The organism is Arthrobacter sp. TmtSoilC77, from assembly GCF_059739415.1.
Genome location: NZ_AP046050.1, coordinates 3042064 through 3060314 on the forward strand (window position 1 = coordinate 3042064; position 18251 = coordinate 3060314).

Annotated in this window: 21 protein-coding genes; 4 read left to right on the forward strand and 17 right to left on the reverse strand. The window is 62.4% G+C overall.

Annotated elements, in window-relative coordinates; all coding sequences use genetic code 11:
• Positions 1–106: 106 nt before the first annotated feature.
• Both AC6I99_RS14000 and AC6I99_RS14005 read right to left on the reverse strand, forming a co-directional pair.
• On the reverse strand, positions 107–451 hold the full coding sequence (locus tag AC6I99_RS14000) for a DUF202 domain-containing protein (RefSeq protein ID WP_224091073.1): 345 nt from the start codon (positions 449–451) through the stop codon (positions 107–109).
• 88 nt (positions 452–539) lie between these two features.
• Positions 540–896, reverse strand: a complete 357-nt coding sequence (locus tag AC6I99_RS14005; RefSeq protein ID WP_497961140.1) for a YidH family protein — start codon at positions 894–896, stop codon at positions 540–542.
• Positions 897–1006: 110 nt separating this feature from the next.
• On the opposite strand from AC6I99_RS14005, the gene AC6I99_RS14010 reads away from it, so the two are divergent.
• Positions 1007–2077 carry an ADP-ribosylglycohydrolase family protein gene (locus AC6I99_RS14010; RefSeq protein WP_497961141.1) on the forward strand — a complete coding sequence of 357 codons (1071 nt, stop codon included), beginning with the start codon at positions 1007–1009 and terminating at the stop codon, positions 2075–2077.
• Positions 2078–2101: 24 nt separating this feature from the next.
• Here AC6I99_RS14010 and AC6I99_RS14015 read toward each other — a convergent pair whose 3' ends face one another.
• Entirely contained in the window at positions 2102–3118 is a 1017-nt protein-coding gene (locus AC6I99_RS14015; RefSeq protein ID WP_224090915.1) for a 3'-5' exonuclease, read from the reverse strand.
• 9 nt (positions 3119–3127) lie between these two features.
• On the reverse strand, positions 3128–3304 hold the full coding sequence (locus AC6I99_RS14020; protein ID WP_309929152.1) for a hypothetical protein: 177 nt from the start codon (positions 3302–3304) through the stop codon (positions 3128–3130).
• On the opposite strand from AC6I99_RS14020, the gene AC6I99_RS14025 reads away from it, so the two are divergent.
• Complete coding sequence (locus AC6I99_RS14025; RefSeq protein WP_497961976.1) at positions 3249–4013, forward strand: DedA family protein; 765 nt, start codon at positions 3249–3251, stop codon at positions 4011–4013. The two genes, AC6I99_RS14020 and AC6I99_RS14025, sit on opposite strands and share 56 nt — an antisense overlap.
• 118 nt (positions 4014–4131) lie before the next feature.
• On the opposite strand, the gene rdgB is transcribed toward AC6I99_RS14025, so the two are convergent.
• The 6 genes from rdgB to clpS form a co-directional block, all read right to left on the reverse strand.
• On the reverse strand, positions 4132–4794 hold the full coding sequence (gene rdgB, locus AC6I99_RS14030; RefSeq protein ID WP_497961142.1) for an RdgB/HAM1 family non-canonical purine NTP pyrophosphatase: 663 nt from the start codon (positions 4792–4794) through the stop codon (positions 4132–4134).
• Positions 4791–5549, reverse strand: coding sequence for a ribonuclease PH (gene rph, locus AC6I99_RS14035; RefSeq protein ID WP_254186194.1), 759 nt, complete (start codon positions 5547–5549; stop codon positions 4791–4793). The genes rdgB and rph overlap by 4 nt, the downstream gene beginning before the upstream one ends.
• A gap of 69 nt (positions 5550–5618) precedes the next feature.
• The gene (locus AC6I99_RS14040; RefSeq protein WP_224164650.1) at positions 5619–6416 is read right to left on the reverse strand and encodes an MBL fold metallo-hydrolase; all 798 of its coding nucleotides are present in this window, start codon (positions 6414–6416) and stop codon (positions 5619–5621) included.
• Entirely contained in the window at positions 6413–7561 is a 1149-nt protein-coding gene (gene murI / locus AC6I99_RS14045; RefSeq protein ID WP_497961143.1) for a glutamate racemase, read from the reverse strand. Before murI ends, AC6I99_RS14040 begins: the two co-directional genes overlap by 4 nt.
• Positions 7562–7625: 64 nt before the next feature.
• Positions 7626–8192: a DUF2017 domain-containing protein gene (locus tag AC6I99_RS14050; RefSeq protein WP_497961144.1), complete on the reverse strand. Its 567-nt coding sequence runs from the start codon at positions 8190–8192 to the stop codon at positions 7626–7628.
• On the reverse strand, positions 8185–8547 hold the full coding sequence (gene clpS / locus AC6I99_RS14055; protein WP_216923934.1) for an ATP-dependent Clp protease adapter ClpS: 363 nt from the start codon (positions 8545–8547) through the stop codon (positions 8185–8187). The genes AC6I99_RS14050 and clpS overlap by 8 nt, the downstream gene beginning before the upstream one ends.
• A 37-nt stretch (positions 8548–8584) precedes the next feature.
• Here clpS and AC6I99_RS14060 point away from each other — a divergent pair, with 37 nt between their 5' ends.
• Together AC6I99_RS14060 and AC6I99_RS14065 are read left to right on the forward strand one after the other, a co-directional pair.
• Complete coding sequence (locus AC6I99_RS14060; RefSeq protein WP_497961145.1) at positions 8585–9913, forward strand: nicotinate phosphoribosyltransferase; 1329 nt, start codon at positions 8585–8587, stop codon at positions 9911–9913.
• The gene (locus tag AC6I99_RS14065) at positions 9913–10545 is read left to right on the forward strand and encodes an isochorismatase family protein (RefSeq protein WP_224090928.1); all 633 of its coding nucleotides are present in this window, start codon (positions 9913–9915) and stop codon (positions 10543–10545) included. Before AC6I99_RS14060 ends, AC6I99_RS14065 begins: the two co-directional genes overlap by 1 nt.
• 30 nt (positions 10546–10575) lie before the next feature.
• Here AC6I99_RS14065 and AC6I99_RS14070 read toward each other — a convergent pair whose 3' ends face one another.
• From AC6I99_RS14070 to AC6I99_RS14100, 7 genes are all read right to left on the reverse strand, one after another.
• Positions 10576–12351 (reverse strand): DEAD/DEAH box helicase, encoded by a 1776-nt coding sequence (locus tag AC6I99_RS14070; RefSeq protein WP_224090930.1) that lies wholly within the window; start codon positions 12349–12351, stop codon positions 10576–10578.
• Between the two features lie 112 nt (positions 12352–12463).
• Positions 12464–12799, reverse strand: coding sequence for a DUF3039 domain-containing protein (locus tag AC6I99_RS14075; RefSeq protein ID WP_216923938.1), 336 nt, complete (start codon positions 12797–12799; stop codon positions 12464–12466).
• Between the two features lie 8 nt (positions 12800–12807).
• Complete coding sequence (nagB, locus tag AC6I99_RS14080; protein ID WP_216923939.1) at positions 12808–13590, reverse strand: glucosamine-6-phosphate deaminase; 783 nt, start codon at positions 13588–13590, stop codon at positions 12808–12810.
• An 86-nt stretch (positions 13591–13676) separates the two neighbouring features.
• A complete protein-coding gene (locus AC6I99_RS14085; protein ID WP_497961146.1) occupies positions 13677–15248 on the reverse strand; it encodes a transporter in 1572 nt (523 codons plus the stop codon).
• A complete protein-coding gene (locus tag AC6I99_RS14090; RefSeq protein WP_497961147.1) occupies positions 15230–16096 on the reverse strand; it encodes an ABC transporter ATP-binding protein in 867 nt (288 codons plus the stop codon). The genes AC6I99_RS14085 and AC6I99_RS14090 overlap by 19 nt, the downstream gene beginning before the upstream one ends.
• A gap of 41 nt (positions 16097–16137) precedes the next feature.
• Positions 16138–17238, reverse strand: a complete 1101-nt coding sequence (locus AC6I99_RS14095; protein WP_497961148.1) for an NADH:flavin oxidoreductase/NADH oxidase — start codon at positions 17236–17238, stop codon at positions 16138–16140.
• Positions 17238–18239 (reverse strand): co-chaperone YbbN, encoded by a 1002-nt coding sequence (locus tag AC6I99_RS14100; protein ID WP_497961149.1) that lies wholly within the window; start codon positions 18237–18239, stop codon positions 17238–17240. The genes AC6I99_RS14095 and AC6I99_RS14100 overlap by 1 nt, the downstream gene beginning before the upstream one ends.
• Between the last annotated feature and the right edge of the window lie 12 nt (positions 18240–18251).

The following is an 18251-nucleotide window of genomic DNA, read 5'->3' on the forward strand; positions in this document are numbered from 1 at the left end:
GAATGATTCCTTACGGTTGGTGGTGTGGACGCGGGGCAAAGCCCTTGAGCATCCTGCCAGTTGAGTCTGGACGGTTGCTGGGTCCCGGCTGACTACCGATCCGAGCTTAGCCGCCCAAGGCAATGGCCGCGATCGCAGTTAGGCCGAGCCCTATCACGGCCAGGGTGCTGACAAAGATGAGCCGTGCCGAAGCTGCCTCGGTTCCAGCATGAAGCTGGCGTGATCGGACCCACACCACAGAAGCCAGGACAACGGTGGCGGCAGCAGCCATGAGGGCGCAGATACCTTGGTAATCCAGCCCGGGAAGGCCCGGAATGAGATGGCCCGTTGAGGGCTCGGAGGTAAGCCAACTGCGCCAGATGAACAGATCCACCACCACCAGCGAAATGAGGGTTCGCCGCCAGGCCAGCGTGGTCCGTTCCGGCTGTAGACCGGGATCACGGAGGTCCATGCTCAACGTGCGGGCCTCGTCATCCTACAAACCTCGTCATCCTAGAAACCTCGTCATCGCGCAAACCCGGTCATCGTACAAACCCCGGTCATCGCGCCACCAAAATCAACACGGCGAAAGCGAATGCCGCCACGGCCACCACGATCGTCATGAGCAGCATGACCCAGGAGAACGGCAAGGCTTCATCGTTGCGCATCGCAGCTTCCATTTGCCCCCACCTGCGGTATGACAGTGCGGCCAGGGCGGCGCCGATCAGGGACAGGAGCACACAGAGGACGATCCTGACTGGCTGGGGGGCAATATTGGGAGCCAGTTGATCGATGGCAATGGCCCCGGCGAGCAACGCCAACGACGTCCGGATCCACGCAAGGAAGGTCCGTTCGTTCGCCAAGGAGAACCTGTAGTCAGGTGTCTTGCCTGTCCGTCGCCAAGCCGGTTCACGCACGTCATCTCTCCAAGTTTTCCTAGTGCTGGGCAGCCTCCCAACCATATCAGCGGCCGTCCACATCAACTGCTTACCCCATCGGATACAGCAGGGCGCGGTAAGTTGATGGCATGAGTTTTGAAGCGTCCTCCCCCGCCACCCCGTCGTTTGAATCCCGCGTCCACGGGACACTGCTGGGAGGGGCCCTGGGTGATTCCCTTGGCTACGCAGTGGAGTTCGACCGCCTTGATGCCATTCGTGCCCGTTACGGTTCCGCCGGGCTCACGTCGTTTGACCAGCTCGACGCCATGGGCGAGTTTTCGGACGACACGCAGATGACGCTATACACGGTGGACGGCCTGGTCGACGCCCTCGAATGGGCCAATGATGGGGTGGCGGCAGATGAGATCGCCTGCCTTTGGCTTGCCTACCTTCGCTGGCTGGCAACCCAGGACGTTGCCGTTTCCCCTTCTGCCCCGGTTCCGCAACCCCGGTGGATAGACGGCCAGGAAGTACTCCGGCGTCGTCGGGCCCCGGGAAACACCTGCCTCAGCGGTTTGGCTTCAGGAGAAATGGGCACCGTGGCCAGGCCGGTTAACCCCGATTCCAAGGGGTGTGGCACAGTCATGCGTTCTGCACCGTTTGGACTCGTGCCCCATATCTCCCGTGAAGCCGTGTACAAACTCAGTTCAGATGCTGCATCGTTGACGCACGGACACCCGTCAGCGCGGTTGAGCGCGGCTGCCTTCAGCTTGATGATCCAGAATATTGTGGCGGGCAGTGACGTCCGCACCGCAGCTATTGGCGCCTTGGACTACGTCAACGGCGTGCCCACCAAAGCGCCCGAACTGCCCGGGCGATTGGAAGCGGCATTGAGGTTGTCCTCGGAGCCCGCTCCCCTCAGTCCTGAAAAGCTGGTCACAGCGCTGGGTGAGGGCTGGGTCGCCGAGGAGGCACTCGCCGTCGGGCTTTATGCGGTTCTCTCCACCCAAGGCAGCGAGCCCACTGAGCACTTCCGCCAAGCCATCGCGGTGGCCATCAACCACAGTGGCGACAGCGATTCCACCGGTTCCATCGCCGGAAACATTTTGGGCGCCTACTACGGCGACGCCTGCCTTCCTGCCGAATGGCTCGGGGCGCTGGAAGGCACAGAGGTCATTCGTGGCATGGCGGACCGGCTGCTCGCCGTCACCACAGGCTGATTAGCTTCCCACCGGACGCAGGCGTTAGTTTCCGCCCACCATTTGCAGGAACTCGCCTTCCGAGACCACCTCGATCTGCTGGCCTTTCGCGTGAAGTTCCAAGACACGCTTGGCCTTGCCCGTCAGCCGCCCGGCGCGCAGGTCCCCGGCCACGAATCCGTCGCCCACCACAAGCACAGTGGTGCGGGCGGTCACCCTGCTTTCGGGGCGTGCACCCATCTCCGCAGCCCGGGACTTGGCCTCGGGACGGGTCATGATGAGGTCGCCGGTGAAGACCACCGTCTGGCCGAACAGCGGATGTCCCGGTTCGGCTGCGGGATTCGGCAACGGATTAGGGCCCTCCTCGGGCCATGCGGACCATGCACGTCCGGGACCGTTCAGGGCGCCGTCCAGGGTTTGCTCCGCGGGACTATTTGCCTTCCTGCCCGCGAGCGCGGCAAGGGTGGGCTTGGAGAGGCCATTCATGGGATCGAAGGCAGGTTGCCTGGGCAACGTGAGGCCCAGCGAAAGATAGAGTTCCGCGATGCTGTTGGCGTTGTTACGGCGGGCGATGTCCACCAGGATTCCTGCGCAGGCGCGTGCGTCCTCGGCGGCATCGTGGTGGTTGACCAGGGGTACTCCGGCTTCCTCCGCTGCGTACGGCAGCGAGTTGGACACCAACGAGTAGCAGCGGCGGGACAGCATCACGGTGCAAACGTACTCGTAGGCCGGGCCTGCAAGTCCGGAGACCTCCAAGCCGGATCGGATAACGCCCAGATCAAAGGCTGCGTTGTGTGCTGCAAGGACGTCGTTGCCGATGAAGGCACCGATTTCAGGGAAGAGGTCCCCGAACCTGGGACGGCCGGCAACGTCTTCGGCACGGATGCCGTGGATGCGGGTGTTGTGAAACTCGAAGTGGTCATGGTTCTCCGGCGGGCGCATGAGCCAGGAGGCTTCCTCCACCACCACACCGCCGCGGACTTTGCTGAGGCCGACCGAACACGGCGACCCCCTGAAGCCGTTGGCTGTTTCAAAGTCGATCGCCGTAAAGTCCAATGCCACTGGACAAGGTTACAGGCCGAAAGGGTGCGTTCTTGCCGGTTTCCGCGGCGGGGCGGCGTTTCCGGGCCGCATTGTGGTGAGGGTTACGACGACGGCCGTCCAGTAGGCTTGATAGGTGATCTTTACTGCGATGAACGACTTAGCCGTATCCACTTTCGGGGGCGCGGGACCAGTGCGTCCACCCATGGCCTCGTTCCTGCCGGACTGGCTTAACCCCCAGGTCTTCCTGGCTGATCCAGCCTTGGCCCCGTGGGTAGTACTGCTGGTATGCGGCATTGTCTTCGCTGAAACCGGTCTGCTGGTGGGCTTCTTCCTGCCCGGCGATTCCATGCTGTTCACCGCAGGCCTCCTTGTAGCCACAGACACCATCAAGTTCAATATCTGGGCCTTGGCCGCCCTCATTATCGTTTCGGCGATCATTGGCAACCAGACCGGCTACCTCATTGGCTCAAAGGCCGGCCCTGCAATCTTCAACCGCCCCGACTCCAGGCTTTTCAAGAAGGAAAACGTCGAAAGCGCCCACGCTTTCTTTGAGAAGCACGGCGGCAAAGCCCTGATTCTGGCCCGGTTCGTCCCCATCATCCGTACGTTCGTACCGGTGATCGTCGGCGTGGCCCAGATGGACAAACGCAAATTCTTCCTCTTCAACGTCATTGGCGCCGCCCTCTGGGGCGGCGGTGTCACCTTGCTTGGGTACCTTTTGGGCGACCGGGTTCCGTGGGTCAGCAGCAACCTGGACATCATCTTCATCGTCATTGTCCTGATCTCGGTTATTCCCATCATCATCGAGGTAAGCCGCGGCGTCGTCGCCAAGCGCAAAGCTGCCACGGAAGGCAGCAACCCCGTGGAGGAATTCATCGAGGAGCACGAAGGCGGAAAGCACCGGGAGAAGTAGGCCCCGTCGCACTTTTTAGCCATACAGGAGAAGGCACCGACGCAAAAGCGGGGTGCCTTCTCCTGTATGGCTAAACCTGGACTTCCAAAAAGCCGGTTTCCAGTGTTGGTTGGAATTGTTAGCTGGAATGAACACCCGAGAGCGCTGCAACGATCGCGGGGAGCAAAGCCCGGAAAGCCTGGCCTCGATGGCTGATGGCGTTCTTTTCCTCGGATGTCAGCTCCGCACAGCTGCGGTCCATCCCCGCGGGCTGGAGCACGGGGTCATACCCGAACCCACCCTCACCACGTGGCTCGCGCAGCAGCGTGCCTTCGAGCTGCCCGTACTCAACGGTTTCGTGCGTAATTCCATCTGCTCCGGGCACTGCCAGGGCGGCCGCGCACACAAAAGCTGCCCCGCGGAAGGTGTCCGGCACATCGGAGAGTTGCGCGAGCAGCAAGCGCAGGTTCGCTGCGTCGTCCCCGTGCTTTCCCGACCACCGGGCGGAGAAGATGCCTGGCGCTCCGCCCAGGACATCAACGGCAAGCCCCGAGTCATCCGCGATGGCCACCAAACCCGTTGCCTCAGCCACGGCACGCGCCTTCAGGAGTGAGTTCTCAGCAAAGGTGACCCCGGTTTCCGCAACGTCCGGTGCACCAACGGCAGCTGCATCCACCACTTGGGTATCGACGTCGAGCCCTGGAACCTGGCCGCGAAGCAGCTCCCGGAGTTCCTTTAACTTGCCAAGGTTGTGCGTTGCCAGAACCAGCCGCGGAGCACCGGAGGCGGAGTCGCCGGTCACGGAGCTTCCGCCAGCGTCTCGCGCTGGATAGCCGCAAGCTGGCCCGTGCCGATCAGGGCGAGGTCCAACAGGGCGTTGAGCTCATCGCGGTCGAACGGAGCGCCCTCGGCCGTTCCCTGGACCTCCACGAACTTGCCGGATCCAGTGACCACCACGTTCATGTCCGTTTCGGCCCGGACATCCTCGACGTACGGCAGGTCCAGCATCGGCACGCCATCGATGATGCCCACGGAAACGGCAGCAATCGTGTCCACCAGCGGCTCGGCATTACGGGCGATGAGCTTGTTTTCGCGGGCAAACCGAATCGCTTCGGCAAGCGCCACATAGGCGCCGGTGATGGCCGCGGTGCGGGTACCGCCATCGGCTTGCAGGACATCGCAGTCAAGGACGATCGTGTTCTCGCCCAGGGCTTTGGTATCGATGATGGAGCGCAGCGAACGGCCAATGAGGCGGGAGATCTCGTGCGTGCGTCCGCCGATCTTGCCCTTCACGGACTCGCGGTCGGATCGGGTGTTCGTTGCCCGTGGCAGCATGGCGTATTCGGCGGTAACCCAGCCGCGGCCCTCGCCCTTAAGCCAGCGTGGAACGCCTTCGGTCAGGGAAGCCGTGCACAGTACCCGGGTGTTTCCGAACTCGATGAGCGCCGAGCCCTCGGCCTGCTTGGACCAGCCGCGGGTAATGCTGATAGGACGCAGTTGATCGGGGGTCCGGCCGTCGGCGCGGATAACGGGTGTGGCTGTAGCTTCAGAAGTCATGCTTCAAGCTTAGCGACGATGGGACAACGCCCGACGCCGCCCAGGCGTACAGGGCACCATCCGGAGGGGCTAGATCGTGTAGTGGACCCCGGCGACGGCAACAGCAACGTCCCCGGCAAACACCGGCTTGGCCTCGGACATTACCTTGGTCTGCGAAGTCCACACCGGAATGTGGGTCAGAAGCAAACGTTTGGCGCCGGCGTTCATGGCGGCCTCCCCGGCACGCTTACCCGTTAGATGCACATCCTTGATGCCGTCATCGCGGCCTTCCTCGAACGCGGCCTCGCACAGGAACAAATCAGCGCCACTGGCCGCCTCTTCCAGCCCCTGGCACGAATCGGTGTCCCCCGAATATGTCAGTACGCGGGTTACGGGCGTTCCGTCCTTGCCTGGTTCCGTTGCCGTCACACGCAATGCATAAGCCTCTTCCACGGGATGGTTGACGCCGTAAGGCGTCACCGTGAAAGGACCAACAGTGACGGGCTTCTGTTCGGCCCAATTGGTAAAGTCGAACTCCTCATGCATGCCGGGATCCAGGTCCAGCCCATAGGCAGTTGCCATCCTGTCCGCAGTTGCTGCCGGCCCCCACACGGGAATCCGGTCCCGCCCCCAACCGCCGGGCTTCCACCGGACCGCTACGTGGAGGCCACACAAGTCCATGCAATGGTCCGGGTGCAGGTGCGTGAGGAATATGGCGTCGATGTCCTCAAGATCCGTGTAACGCTGGATGGCACCCAACGCTCCGCTCCCAAGGTCCATCACGATCTTCCATTCCCGCTCACCGTCATGCGCAGTCACCAGATAGCACGACGCCGGCGAGCCGGGACCCGGAAATGAACCAGTACAGCCCACGATGGTCAGTTTCACAGGCCACGTCCCAAGGTTGCGCTGGAACCGGGGCTGGGTCCCCTTTCCGGTTGCACGAAGTAGGAGCGACGCGACAGTCCCGCGCCGCTCCTGGCCGCTTCCAGCATTTCCGGCGTGATGCGCGCCAGGCTTCCGGTGGGGTATTGCGCAGCCACGTGGTCGACGTGCTTGACGGACAAGACCTCGGGGCCGAGGAACCGTCGGGCCAACGTTTCAAATTGGACAGCATCCCCCGTTGCAATGAACTCATGGCTGGGGGCACTTGCATCGGTTCGCTGGATACCGTGGGTGGTCAAAGCGCGGTAGACGTCCTTTGCAGTTTCCTCCGCACTGGACACCAGGGTCACGTCCTCGCCCATGACGAAAGAGATCACCCCGGTCAAGAGGGGGTAGTGCGTGCATCCAAGCACCACGGTGTCCACACTAGCGCGTTTCAGCGGCTCCAGATACTCATTCGCCGCTGCCAGAAGGTCCGCTCCCGTGGTGACGCCGGCTTCAACGAAGCTCACGAAAGCCGGACAAGCCACAGAGGTAATGGCAAGATCGGGGGCTGCCGCGAACGTGTCCTCATAGGCGCGCGAGCCCACGGTGGCGGAGGTCCCAATGACGCCGATCCTGCCGGAACGGGTGGCCGCGACCGCTCTACGCACAGCGGGTTGGATGACCTCAATAACAGGGATCCCATATCGCGCGGTATAGCGTTCACGCGCATCCCGGAGAACTGCGGCCGAAGCAGAGTTGCAGGCAATGGTCAGCAGCTTCACACCCGAATCCACGAGCTCGTCCATCACACCCAGTGCGTTGGCCCGGACCTCGGCGATGGGCAGGGGCCCATAGGGTCCATTGGCGGTGTCCCCCACGTACAGTATCGATTCGTTGGGGAGTTGATCGATGATGGAGCGGGCTACCGTCAACCCACCCACGCCGGAATCAAAGACACCAATCGGACGGGACCCCATGAGCTCATTGGGGACCACCAGGTCAGCGGGCGAGGCAGCAACCGCGACCCCTGTGGCGTCTAATGATCCGGCGCCTGATGATCCGGCGCCTGTTGAATCGTCGCCCTTTGAACTGTCGCCCGTTGAACTGCCAGATGCTGAAGTCATGATTATTCGAGAATAAGGCTTCCCCTGTGTTGCGGCCATTACCTATGGCCTCCGCCTCGTGTCTGGTGTGTCACATAGGCAGGCCCGGTGATGACCTCCCGGATCAGGATTTTGCCTGCCTGGCCGACATCATCGATTGCACCAGAGACTCCTGGAGCCAGGTGGTGAAGTTGTAGACCAACGCCAGGTAACTCTCCACGTCCTCCGCCTGGCTCCAGTCCTGCATGCTGTGGATATGCTCGGCGTCCGCCTCATCGCGGATGTCCAGGCGTTCGGCCAAAACCAGGCGAACATCATTCAAGGCCATGGACCAGCGCGTTGCGTCGTCCAGGGTCAGGACAAGATCATCCTTGTCCAGGCCCATCGCTGTGGCCTTCAACGCGCCAATCTTGTTTTCCCGCACGGAGCGTTCGGTCAATTGGCGGAACTCAAGCGAGCCGCCGTCGTCGTCCTTCATGACATTCGGCAAAAGCCGCAGCAAGGCGCGGTCGCTCGGTTGCTTCACGTCCATGTCCAAGCCGATCAAGGCGGCCAGCGGGTCCTCGTTCTCCCGGGCATCGGACTCCAGCATCGAGATGACGTCGTCCAGGAGCCCGCGTAGTAGATCCCGTTCGGCAGGCTCAAGGTAGCCGGTGATTCCCTTGAGTCCGTATTTGAATGCCTTAGCCACGCTGGCGGCCGCCCTTCCCGGGTGCTTCGTTTCCGCTTGCCGCTTTCTCCACGGTGGCCCACAGTCCAAAGCCGTGCATGGCTACTGCGTGCTGCTCAACCTGTTCCTTGCTGCCATGCGCCACGATGGAGCGGCCCTTCCTGTGGACTTCCATCATGAGCTTGTGTGCTTTGGACTCGGAGTAGCCGAAGTAACTCTGGAACACATAGCTGACGTAACTCATGAGGTTGACGGGATCATTCCAGATCACCAAATTCCAAGGGATGTCCGGGGCAGTCAGGACATCGGTGGACGTCTGTTCTACAGCTTCCGTCCGCTCATCAATGTCCGTGCCAAATGCAACGCTAGGGGTCATCTGTCCATTCTATGGCGGCTCGCACTAGAGTGAATTCGTGAGTAGAGCCACGTCTTGGGACCATCCCGCCACTTCCTTGTACACCGACCACTACGAGTTGACGATGCTCCAGGCCGCCCTGCACTCGGGGGCTGCCCATCGCCGCTCAGTGTTTGAAGCGTTCGCCCGGCGCCTGCCCGACGGTCGCCGCTACGGCGTTGTAGGGGGAACCGGCCGCCTCCTGGAAGGAATTGCCGACTTCAGCTTTGGTGAAGCCGAGCTCGCATTCCTTGAGCGGAACAAGGTGGTCAACCAGGAGACACTGGACTACCTGGCCAACTACAAATTCACTGGAGACATCTGGGGCTACGCGGAAGGCGACGCCTACTTCCCCAACTCCCCCATCCTCATCGTTGAGTCCACGTTCGCCGAAGCCTGCATCCTGGAAACCTACATCCTCTCCGTCCTGAACCACGACAGCGCCATCGCCTCTGCCGCATCAAGGATGACGTCAGCGGCCGGCAGCCGGCCATGCATCGAAATGGGTTCCCGGCGCACCCAGGAAGAATCCGCGACGGCGGCTGCCCGCGCTGCAGTAATCGCCGGCTTCGCCAGCACCTCCAACCTTGAGGCCGGACGACGCTACGGCATCAAAACCGTTGGCACCGCGGCGCACTCCTTCACGCTCCTCCACGACACCGAACGCGAGGCCTTCGAGGCACAGATTGCCGCATTCGGCCCGGGAACCTCGCTGCTGGTAGATACGTACGACGTCGAGACAGCGGTGCGCACCGCCGTCGAACTGGCCGGGGACAAACTGGGCGCCGTCCGCTTGGACTCGGGCGACCTGATTGCCCAGGCGCAGTGCGTCCGGCAACTGTTGGATGACCTTGGAAACGTGAACACCCGGATAGTAGTTACCTCGGACCTGGACGAATTCGCCATAGCCGCCCTCCAGTCCGCCCCCGTGGACTCCTACGGGGTTGGCACGTCCTTGGTCACGGGCTCCGGCGCTCCCACCGCCAGCATGGTGTACAAACTGGTGAGCAGGACAAACGACGCCGGCGAGTTCATCTCCGTTGCGAAAGCGGCCAAGAACAAGGCCAGCGTAGGTGGACGCAAGTACGCCCTGCGCAAACTCAACGAACACGGAAGGGCCACGCAGGAGATCGTTGGAATAGGTCGCCGGCCGGAAGACGACGGAAACGACCGTTCATTGTTGCACCAGTTCATCAAGAATGGTGAACTCCTGCCCGGCTGGACTGGCCCCGAAGGCGTGATCCGCGCCAAAGAACGGCACGCCGCCAGCATGGCCGAATTGCCCGCCGTAGTGAACCGCCTGCAGCGCGGTGAGGCCGCCATCCCCACCATCTACGAGGAGAATTGATGTCCAGGGCCCTGATCATCGTCGATGTCCAGAACGACTTCTGCGAAGGCGGTAGCCTCGCCGTCGAAGGAGGCGCCGCAGTTGCCGGCGCCATCACCGAGTACGTGGATGCGAACCAGCAGCATTTTGACCACATCGTGGCCACCCAGGATTGGCACATCGAACCGGGCAGCCATTTCTCCGATGAGCCGGACATGGTGGATTCCTGGCCGCCGCACTGCCGGGCCCGGACCAAAGGAGCTGAACTCCACGAGGACCTGGACCCGGAATACATCCAGGCTTACTTCCGTAAAGGACAGTACACAGCGGCCTACTCCGGCTTTGAAGGCGTCCTTGCCCCGGAAGACGACGTCCCTTCCGGGGATCTCAAGGCCGGGTCCGTCGTCTCCGAGGTCCTGGATGAAGATGCCATCGGCCTCGATGACTGGCTGCAAAGCCACGACGTCGAAGAGGTGGTAGTCGTAGGCATCGCCACGGACTACTGCGTCAAGGCAACGGCCCTTGACGCCGTACAGGCCGGATATGCCACTACGGTCATTGCGGACCTGACAGCGGGAATCGCCGGGGACCTCACCGAAACCTTCGACGAAATGGAAGCCGCCGGCGTCGAGGTTGAACGCAGCCAGGTTTAACGCAGCTGGGTTTAACGCCGCCAGGTCCGGCTACTTTCGCCCGATGAACCAATCCTGCAACTTACGCAACCGCGCCTGAAGTTGTTCCTCGTTCGCCTGGGCTACAGCAGGTCCACCGCATAGTTCGCGCAGTTTCGTGTGCACTACTCCGTGCGGTGTACCTGTCCGAGCGGACCACGCGGCTACGTTCTTGGCCAGTTCGTTGCGCAAGTCCATGAGCATGCGGTGGTCGGGTACGGCCGGAGAAGCTGCGGCAGCCAAAGGCGACTGGCGCTTTTTGCGCGATTGCTGTTCGTGCTGCCGCTGACGCAGCAACGTCCCTACCTGCTCGGCGTCGAGAAGCCCCGGAATGCCGAGGAAGTCCAACTCCTCATCGGAGCCGATGTCCGCTCCCGTACCGAATTCACCGCCGTCGAAAAGGACGCGGTCAAAGGAAGCCTGCGAATCGAGGGCTTCGAACTTGCCCTTGGTGAGCTCGTCCGAGGCCTTGTCCTCGCGGTTGGCCTCGGCCATGAGGTTCTCTTCAGGGCTGAAGAGTCCGTCCTCATCCTTTTCCGGGCGGTCAAGGGCGTGATCGCGCTCGGCCTCCATGGTATTGGCCAGCACCATCAGGGGTGGCACCGAGGGCAGGAAGACCGACGCCGTCTCGCCCCTTTTGCGGGCACGCACAAAACGGCCTACGGCCTGGGCAAAAAACAGCGGCGTCGAGGTGGACGTGGCGTAGACGCCCACCGAGAGGCGGGGAACGTCCACGCCTTCGGACACCATCCGGACGGCGACCATCCACCGCTTGTCTCCCGCGGAGAATTCCTCGATCTTGCTGGAAGCCTTGGAGTCGTCAGAGAGAATTACCGTGGGCGACTGCCCGGTGATCTTCTTAAGCTGCCCTGCGTAGGCACGGGCGTCGTCGTGGTCCGTGGCGATAACCAGCCCACCGGCGTCCGGGACCGTCCGGCGAACTTCGCCAAGGCGTTTATCCGCGGCGGCAAGGACAGCCGGAATCCATTCGCCGGTCGGGTTCAACGCCGTCCGCCAGGCCTGTGACGTGATGTCCTTGGTGACAGCCGCTTCCCCAAGGGAGGCGGCCATTTCGTCACCCGCACTGGTCCGCCAGCGCATCTGGCCCGAGTAGGCCATGAAAAGCACGGGACGCACCACGTGGTCCCGGAGGGCATTGCCGTAGCCATACGTGTAATCGGCTTTGGAGCGGCGAATGCCGTCGCGGTCCTCGGCGTATTCCACGAACGGGATGGGTGAGGTATCGGAACGGAACGGCGTACCGGTCAGTGAAAGGCGCCTTGCCGCTGGGTCAAAGGCCTCGCGCAAGCCGTCTCCCCAGGACAGGGCCTCTCCACCGTGGTGGATTTCGTCCAGGATGACCAGCGTCCGGGCGGCTTCTGTCTTGGCACGGTGCAGCATCGGCTTGCTCGCCACCTGGGCATACGTCACAGCGACGCCAACGAATCCACGGCCATGCTGGCCATCGGAATTCTTGAAGTTGGGGTCAATGGCGACGCCCACCCGGGCAGCGGCGTCAGCCCACTGCCGCTTCAGGTGATCCGTGGGAGCCACGATGGTGATCCTGTTAACTACGCCGCTATCCAGCAGCGTGGTGGCAATGCGCAAGGCGAAGGTAGTTTTACCGGCGCCAGGCGTAGCCACGGCCAGGAAATCCTTTGGATGCCTGGCCATGTAGAGGTCCAGGGCTTCCTGCTGCCAGGCACGCAGCTTGGGCGCTGTACCCCATGCGGCGCGTTCCGGGTACGCCGGAGGCAGGGATGGACCACCAAATAATGTTTCTGTCATGCGGACTCCCCCGGCCTGATGGCAGCGAAAATTAGCCCCGGTTCTCCGGGCACGCGGCAACGGACCGCATTGCGGTCACTACGGGAAGGGGCCTGTGTTCTCTCCCTACCCACTACTTGGAGTTGCCCGGGCCGCTGTCTCCACCGTCATTGCCGGGACGGAGGCCCTCATAGATCTCCTTGCACTCCGGGCAGACCGGGAACTTCTGGGGATCGCGCCCCGGCGTCCAGACTTTGCCGCAGAGGGCAATGACGGGCTCGCCGGTCATTGCCGACTCCATGATCTTTTCCTTGCGCACATAGTGCGCGAACCGCTCGCGGTCGCCGGGCTCCACTTCCTGGCGCGTTTCCTCGCGCTCAATGGTGGATGTGGACGTTCCGGCTCCGGAAAGCTCGCGCATGGGGTCGTTTTCGAATGGATCCGGAGGAAGCGTAGTCATGGCATCCATCTTACCGTCTACAGACCCTGCCACTCCGGCTTGTTGTCATAGGTGTGGCGGTAGTAATCGGCCAGCTTCAGCGACGACGCCGCGGCCTCGTCCACCAATATTGTGGCGTGGGGATGCATCTGAAGGACGGATGCAGCGCAGATTGCGGCTACCGGACCTTCGACGAAATCCCGCACTGCCTGGGCTTTTTGCGCACCCGTAGCCACCAGGATGACGTGGCGGGCATCCATGATGGTGCCCAACCCCTGGGTGACCACGTGGTGCGGGACGTCGTCGATGCTGTTGAAAAAGCGTGCGTTGTCCTTGCGGGTCTGCTCGATCAGCGTTTTGATCCGGGTGCGGGACGCCAGCGATGAACCGGGTTCATTGAATCCGATGTGGCCGTCCGTGCCGACGCCCAGGATCTGGAGGTCCACGCCGCCGGCATCCTTAATTGCATCCTCGTAGGCCTGGCAGGCTGCTTCCAGGTCCTCGGCGGCACCATCGGGGCCATGCACATTCTCAGGCTTGATGTTTACCCGGTTGGTGAACTCGCGCCGGATCACCTCGCGGTACGACTCAGGATGACCTGCTTCAAGTCCAACGTACTCATCAAGCGCGAATCCATGTGCCTCACTGAAGTCCACGCTCCCGGCTTCGTAGCGCCGGGCCAATTCGTCGTAGATCGGCAGCGGAGAGGAGCCCGTGGCCAAACCCAGGACCGCGTTCGGCTTGCGGCGCACAAGGGCTTCGATGGCATCTGCCGCCAGTGCGCCAATCTGTTTGGTGCCAGGGAGAATGACAACTTCCATCGTCACTGCCTTTCTTGTGTAGGAATTGCGCGGTATTGACACGAGGTTATCCCATGTCCCATGAGCTTGCCATGGTTGTTACGGCGTCAGCGGTTCACACTGACCTGGGCGAACATCTCCGGGCCCCGTGCATCCAACCATTTACCGCCCAGGCGCACTCCGACAATGAACAGGCCAATACCCAAAAGTGGACCCACCCCAAGGTTAATCCAGCCGGGGACCACGCTGCCGGTAAACAGTTGGGCCCCCACCAGCGCAAGCTGCGGCAGGAGCAAAAGAACCAGGACACCCATGCCTATCATCTGCACGGCCAGCGTCTGGGCAACGTTGCCAGGTGGCTTCTTGAACGGGCTGTCACCGGGCAAGGGCACAGCGATGTTGTATCGCGCAGAGATCACCGAGGATAAACCCAAGCCGGTGAACAACGTGCCCAGCGACAGTCCCACCACGTTCGGAGCCCACGCCCAGGAACCGGTGAAGAAGAACGGACCTATGGAAAAGAGAAGCACAAGAGGCAGGGCAATGGTCAAGCACGCAATGGCACGGCCCAGGCGGTCATCCACACCCCTGACACCTGCTGCCAGGTGAAGGGCAAAGGCGGTGTTGTCATAGGAAACATCAGCGCAGATGGACCACGCCATGACAAACGCCGTCAGCGGCCCAAGGAGCATGAGCATTCCGTAATCACCGCTTTGGCTCCCGCTGAAGAAGAAAATCACCGGAAACAGTGGAACGACCACCAGCGAGCCCGCGTATCGAGGGTCTTTCATCCAATAAATCAAGGCGCGGGCAGCAACCGCGCCAGCCGGTGTACCTGGCAGTACATCGAACAGCCCACGCTTGCCGCCCTTCTTGGCGGAACCTCCGGCGTACGGCGGCGTCACCAAAGCGTGTTGCAGCAGCAGGTGCCAGCACAGCAGCAATCCGGACAGGGTTGCAGCAGCAATGAAAAGCTTCAGTCCGGCGGAAGCAACGTCGCCAGCCTCGAGGTCACCGCCCATGGACCAGGCCGCGCCAAGAGGGGTCCAAGATACTGTACGGGCAAGCCCAGGGAGATAATCCGCCGTGCCGCGAACTCCGTCGACGATACCCACGATGATGGGACCCATCAGCATGAGCGGGATGAAAAAGACGATGCTGCTGACGTCCTTGAAACGGCGGGACGATGCCAGGCCGGCAGTCGCAGTCGTCACCACTTTGGACAACACCACGCAGGTCAAGGCTCCCAAAATCGCGCCCAGCAACGCACCCGCCACGGATGGAAAACTGCGCCACCACGTGCCAACAGTGGCCAGCGCGACAAGGGCTGTGGCAAGGCCCGGAATCCCGATGAAACCCGCCAAAGCAAGGCCGGTGAGAAGCTGGCGGGGTGGGATCGCAGATGTGGTGAACCGCGCGGGATCCAGCGTCATGTCGGCTGCGGATGCTAGAAGGGGAACCACTGCCCAGCCCAGCATTGCCGCAGCACCGCCCAAGACCACCACGGTCCGGGCGATTTCAGCGTCCGCCCAACGCAAGGCAATCAAGGCTCCAATCAACAGGGCCACAATTCCCAGCGCATACAACAGCCCGATGCCCATTCCGATGAGCTGCGCGGGGCTGCGCTTGAAGCCGTTCAGGAGCAACCGCCATTTAAGGCTTAGAAGGTGCGCAACCACTCCAGTCCCTCCGTCCGGTGCCCGCCGCCTACCAACTGCACAAAACGTTCCTCCAGCGTGGAACCGTTCCGGACTTCATCCACGGACCCCGCCGCGAGGACACGTCCTGATGCCACAACTGCCACATGGCTGCACATGCGCTGCACGAGGTCCATGACGTGGCTGGAGACGATGACCGTACCTCCGGAAGATACGTAGCTCTCAAGGATGCCCCTGATGTTTGCCGCCGACACCGGATCCACCGATTCAAAGGGCTCGTCCAATACGAGCAGCCGCGGAGCATGGATCAGCGCCGAAGCCAACGCAATCTTCTTGGTCATACCTGCCGAGTAATCAACCACCAAGGATCCGGCATCGGCTTCAAGGTCCAAGGCGGCCAACAGTTCGGTCACCCGGGGACGAACCACGTCCCGGTCCATGCCACGGAGCAGGCCCGCGTAAGTGACCAGCTGTTCCCCGGTCAGCCGGTCAAACAAACGGACACCATCGGGCAACACACCCATGAGCTTCTTGGCCTCCAGCGGCCGGGCCCAAACGTCCACACCATGGACCAACGCCGTGCCAAAGTCCGGCCGCAGCAGCCCAGTGGCCATAGACAATGTGGTGGTCTTGCCGGCACCGTTCGGACCCACCATTCCATAGAAGGAACCCACTGGAACCTCCAGGCTCAGGCCATCGACAGCAATCTTTCCGCCGAACCGCTTGGCCAGGCCGCGGATGGACAGAGCCGATACCGGCAGGTCCCTGTGCGGGTCTGCTGACAGTCCGGGTTCAACCGCGGAATCCTGCGGTGCAGGCCGGCGAAGCTGGGATGGCTGGGAGGGTGGTTCATGGCGCGGTTCCGTCATGGCTCCAGCCTAGCCCCGGCTTACAGTGGTGTCGGGACGTGCTAGAAGCCGTGGCGGGGTATGGCTCTGCGGTACTGCGGAACCCAGGAAATTTCGTGTCCGAGCTCATAAGCGGCCCTGAGCCACCAGTGCGGATCGCGCAACGCTGCCCGTGCCATGAAGACCGCATCGGCACGCCCGTTCGCCACGATATCCTCGGCCTGGGTGGCACTTGTGAGCAGGCCCACTGCGCCGGTGGGTATACCGGCGTCGCGTTTTACCTGTTCGGCGAATCCAGCCTGGTAAGCGGGAGCGGGCCGGATTTGTTGATCGGCGACCGCCCCGCCACTGGAGACGTCCACGAGGTCGACACCGAGTTCGGACGCGGCCTTGGCAAGGCGGACGGAGGCATCGACATCCACTCCCCCTTCCGCCCAATCAGTTGCGGAAATCCGCAACAACAATGGCATGGAATCCGGAATGACCTCTCGCACGGCGTCTACGACCGCGAGCATCAACCGGTTCCGCCCATTCTCAGTGCCACCCCACTTATCAGTACGGGTGTTGATAAGGGGGCTTTGGAACTGGTGAAGCAGATACCCGTGTGCGCCATGGATTTCCACGGTGTCAAAACCTACGGCCACAGCCCGGGCGGCCGCAGCTGCAAAGTCGGCAATAACTCCCTGGATGTCTTCTTCGCTCATGGCTTCCGGCGCCGCATAACCGTCGTAGGGCTGTTGGGTAGGACCAAAAGTGACCCAGCCGCCGTCGGAAGCTGGAACGGAACCAGTCCGGTCTGAAAACGGCCAGTACGTCGACGCCTTACGCCCGGCGTGCGCGAGCTGGGCACCGATCTTGCAGTCGACGGCGCCGTGCTGGTGAACGAAGTGGACAATCCGCTCCCAGCCGGCAGCCTGCTCATCGGAGTACAGTCCAGCGTCCCTGGGGCTGATCCGGCCTGAGGCATTCACCGCAGCAGCTTCACTCAGGATCAACGCAGCACCACCGGCCGCAAAGGATCCCAGGTGCATCAAGTGCCAGTCGTTGGGTATGCCTTCACCCGTTTCCGGGGTGCAACTGTACTGGCACATAGGTGAAACCCACCCACGATGCGCAATGTCGAGCGAACGCAGCTGCAGGGGCGTAAACAGCGCCGAGGGCACTAGAACAGAACCCTCGCAAGTCCTTGACGGGCTTTGGCCACCCGCTCATCCGACGTGCCCACTACTTCGAAAAGTTCAAGCAGGCGTAGGCGGGCGGTCTCGCGCTCGGGACCGAAATTCCGGCCGATGAATGCAATGATGCGGTTGAATCCATCCTCGATGTGCCCACCGGAGATGTCGAGGTCGGCCACGCCCAGCTGGGCCTGCACATTGTCGGGCTCCTGTGCTGCCAGTTCCCGGAGGTTTTCAGCTTCGGCAGCTGAGATCTTCTCAAGCCGGGCCATCAGCTCCACCTGCGCCAAGCCTGCCTTGGCGTCTGCGTCGGCGGGCATTTCCAACAGTGCTTGCTTATAGGCAGCCGCCGCTCCGGCGTAGTCTCCGGCCTCGATTGCATCCATGGCTGCTTGATGGAGGGGAGGCAGCGGTGCTGGTTCCGCTTCGCCCTCCGGCGCAGCATCACCGATGCTTCCGGTCACGCCGTTGGCGGCTGCAACCTTGAGCAGTTCATCAACGAGGCTGCGGATCTGCTCGTCATCGGCAGGACCCTGGAACAACGGCACGGGCTGCCCTTTGACGACGGCAACAGCCGTGGGCACTGCCTGGACCTGGAAGGCCTGTGCGAGTTGAGGGAACGCATCAACGTCAGCGGCAGCAAGAACCAAGCGTCCGCCATAGCTTTCGACGACGCGCTGGGCTGCGTCGAGGACAGCCGGAGATTCGGCGGCATAGCGAGACCAGAGAAGGAAGAGGACAGGTATCTGGGCGGACAACTGCACCAGATCCTGGAAATTGGTTTCGGTAGCGTCCACGCGAAGGGGTGCACGTCCCGATTCGGCTCCGCTGGGTGCCCCCGATTCCGGGCTGGCGGAATCGGTTGGCGCGCCTGCAGGCGGCGACTGGGGCGGGGCGGCGGGCCGGCGCAACGACGAGAGGTCGACGGCGCCGCGCAGGTTCAGCTGGCTGGCAGCGGCTGGAGTGGGTCGGTATCCGGGCGAACTCATACCGTCCACTCT

Bases quoted from the DNA above. Each gene is read 5' to 3' on its own strand.
- nagB (WP_216923939.1), bottom strand. From the start codon at position 13,590: ATGGAAGTTGTCATTCTCCCTGGCACCAAACAGATTGGCGCACTGGCG.
- AC6I99_RS14020 (WP_309929152.1), bottom strand. From the start codon at position 3,304: ATGGGTGGACGCACTGGTCCCGCGCCCCCGAAAGTGGATACGGCTAAG.
- murI (WP_497961143.1), bottom strand. From the start codon at position 7,561: ATGGCCGCAACACAGGGGAAGCCTTATTCTCGAATAATCATGACTTCA.
- AC6I99_RS14025 (WP_497961976.1), top strand. From the start codon at position 3,249: ATGAACGACTTAGCCGTATCCACTTTCGGGGGCGCGGGACCAGTGCGT.
- AC6I99_RS14070 (WP_224090930.1), bottom strand. From the start codon at position 12,351: ATGACAGAAACATTATTTGGTGGTCCATCCCTGCCTCCGGCGTACCCG.
- AC6I99_RS14100 (WP_497961149.1), bottom strand. From the start codon at position 18,239: ATGAGTTCGCCCGGATACCGACCCACTCCAGCCGCTGCCAGCCAGCTG.
- AC6I99_RS14010 (WP_497961141.1), top strand. From the start codon at position 1,007: ATGAGTTTTGAAGCGTCCTCCCCCGCCACCCCGTCGTTTGAATCCCGC.
- AC6I99_RS14075 (WP_216923938.1), bottom strand. From the start codon at position 12,799: ATGGATGCCATGACTACGCTTCCTCCGGATCCATTCGAAAACGACCCC.
- AC6I99_RS14090 (WP_497961147.1), bottom strand. From the start codon at position 16,096: ATGACGGAACCGCGCCATGAACCACCCTCCCAGCCATCCCAGCTTCGC.
- rph (WP_254186194.1), bottom strand. From the start codon at position 5,549: ATGACTTCTGAAGCTACAGCCACACCCGTTATCCGCGCCGACGGCCGG.
- clpS (WP_216923934.1), bottom strand. From the start codon at position 8,547: ATGACCCCTAGCGTTGCATTTGGCACGGACATTGATGAGCGGACGGAA.
- AC6I99_RS14000 (WP_224091073.1), bottom strand. From the start codon at position 451: ATGGACCTCCGTGATCCCGGTCTACAGCCGGAACGGACCACGCTGGCC.
- AC6I99_RS14065 (WP_224090928.1), top strand. From the start codon at position 9,913: ATGTCCAGGGCCCTGATCATCGTCGATGTCCAGAACGACTTCTGCGAA.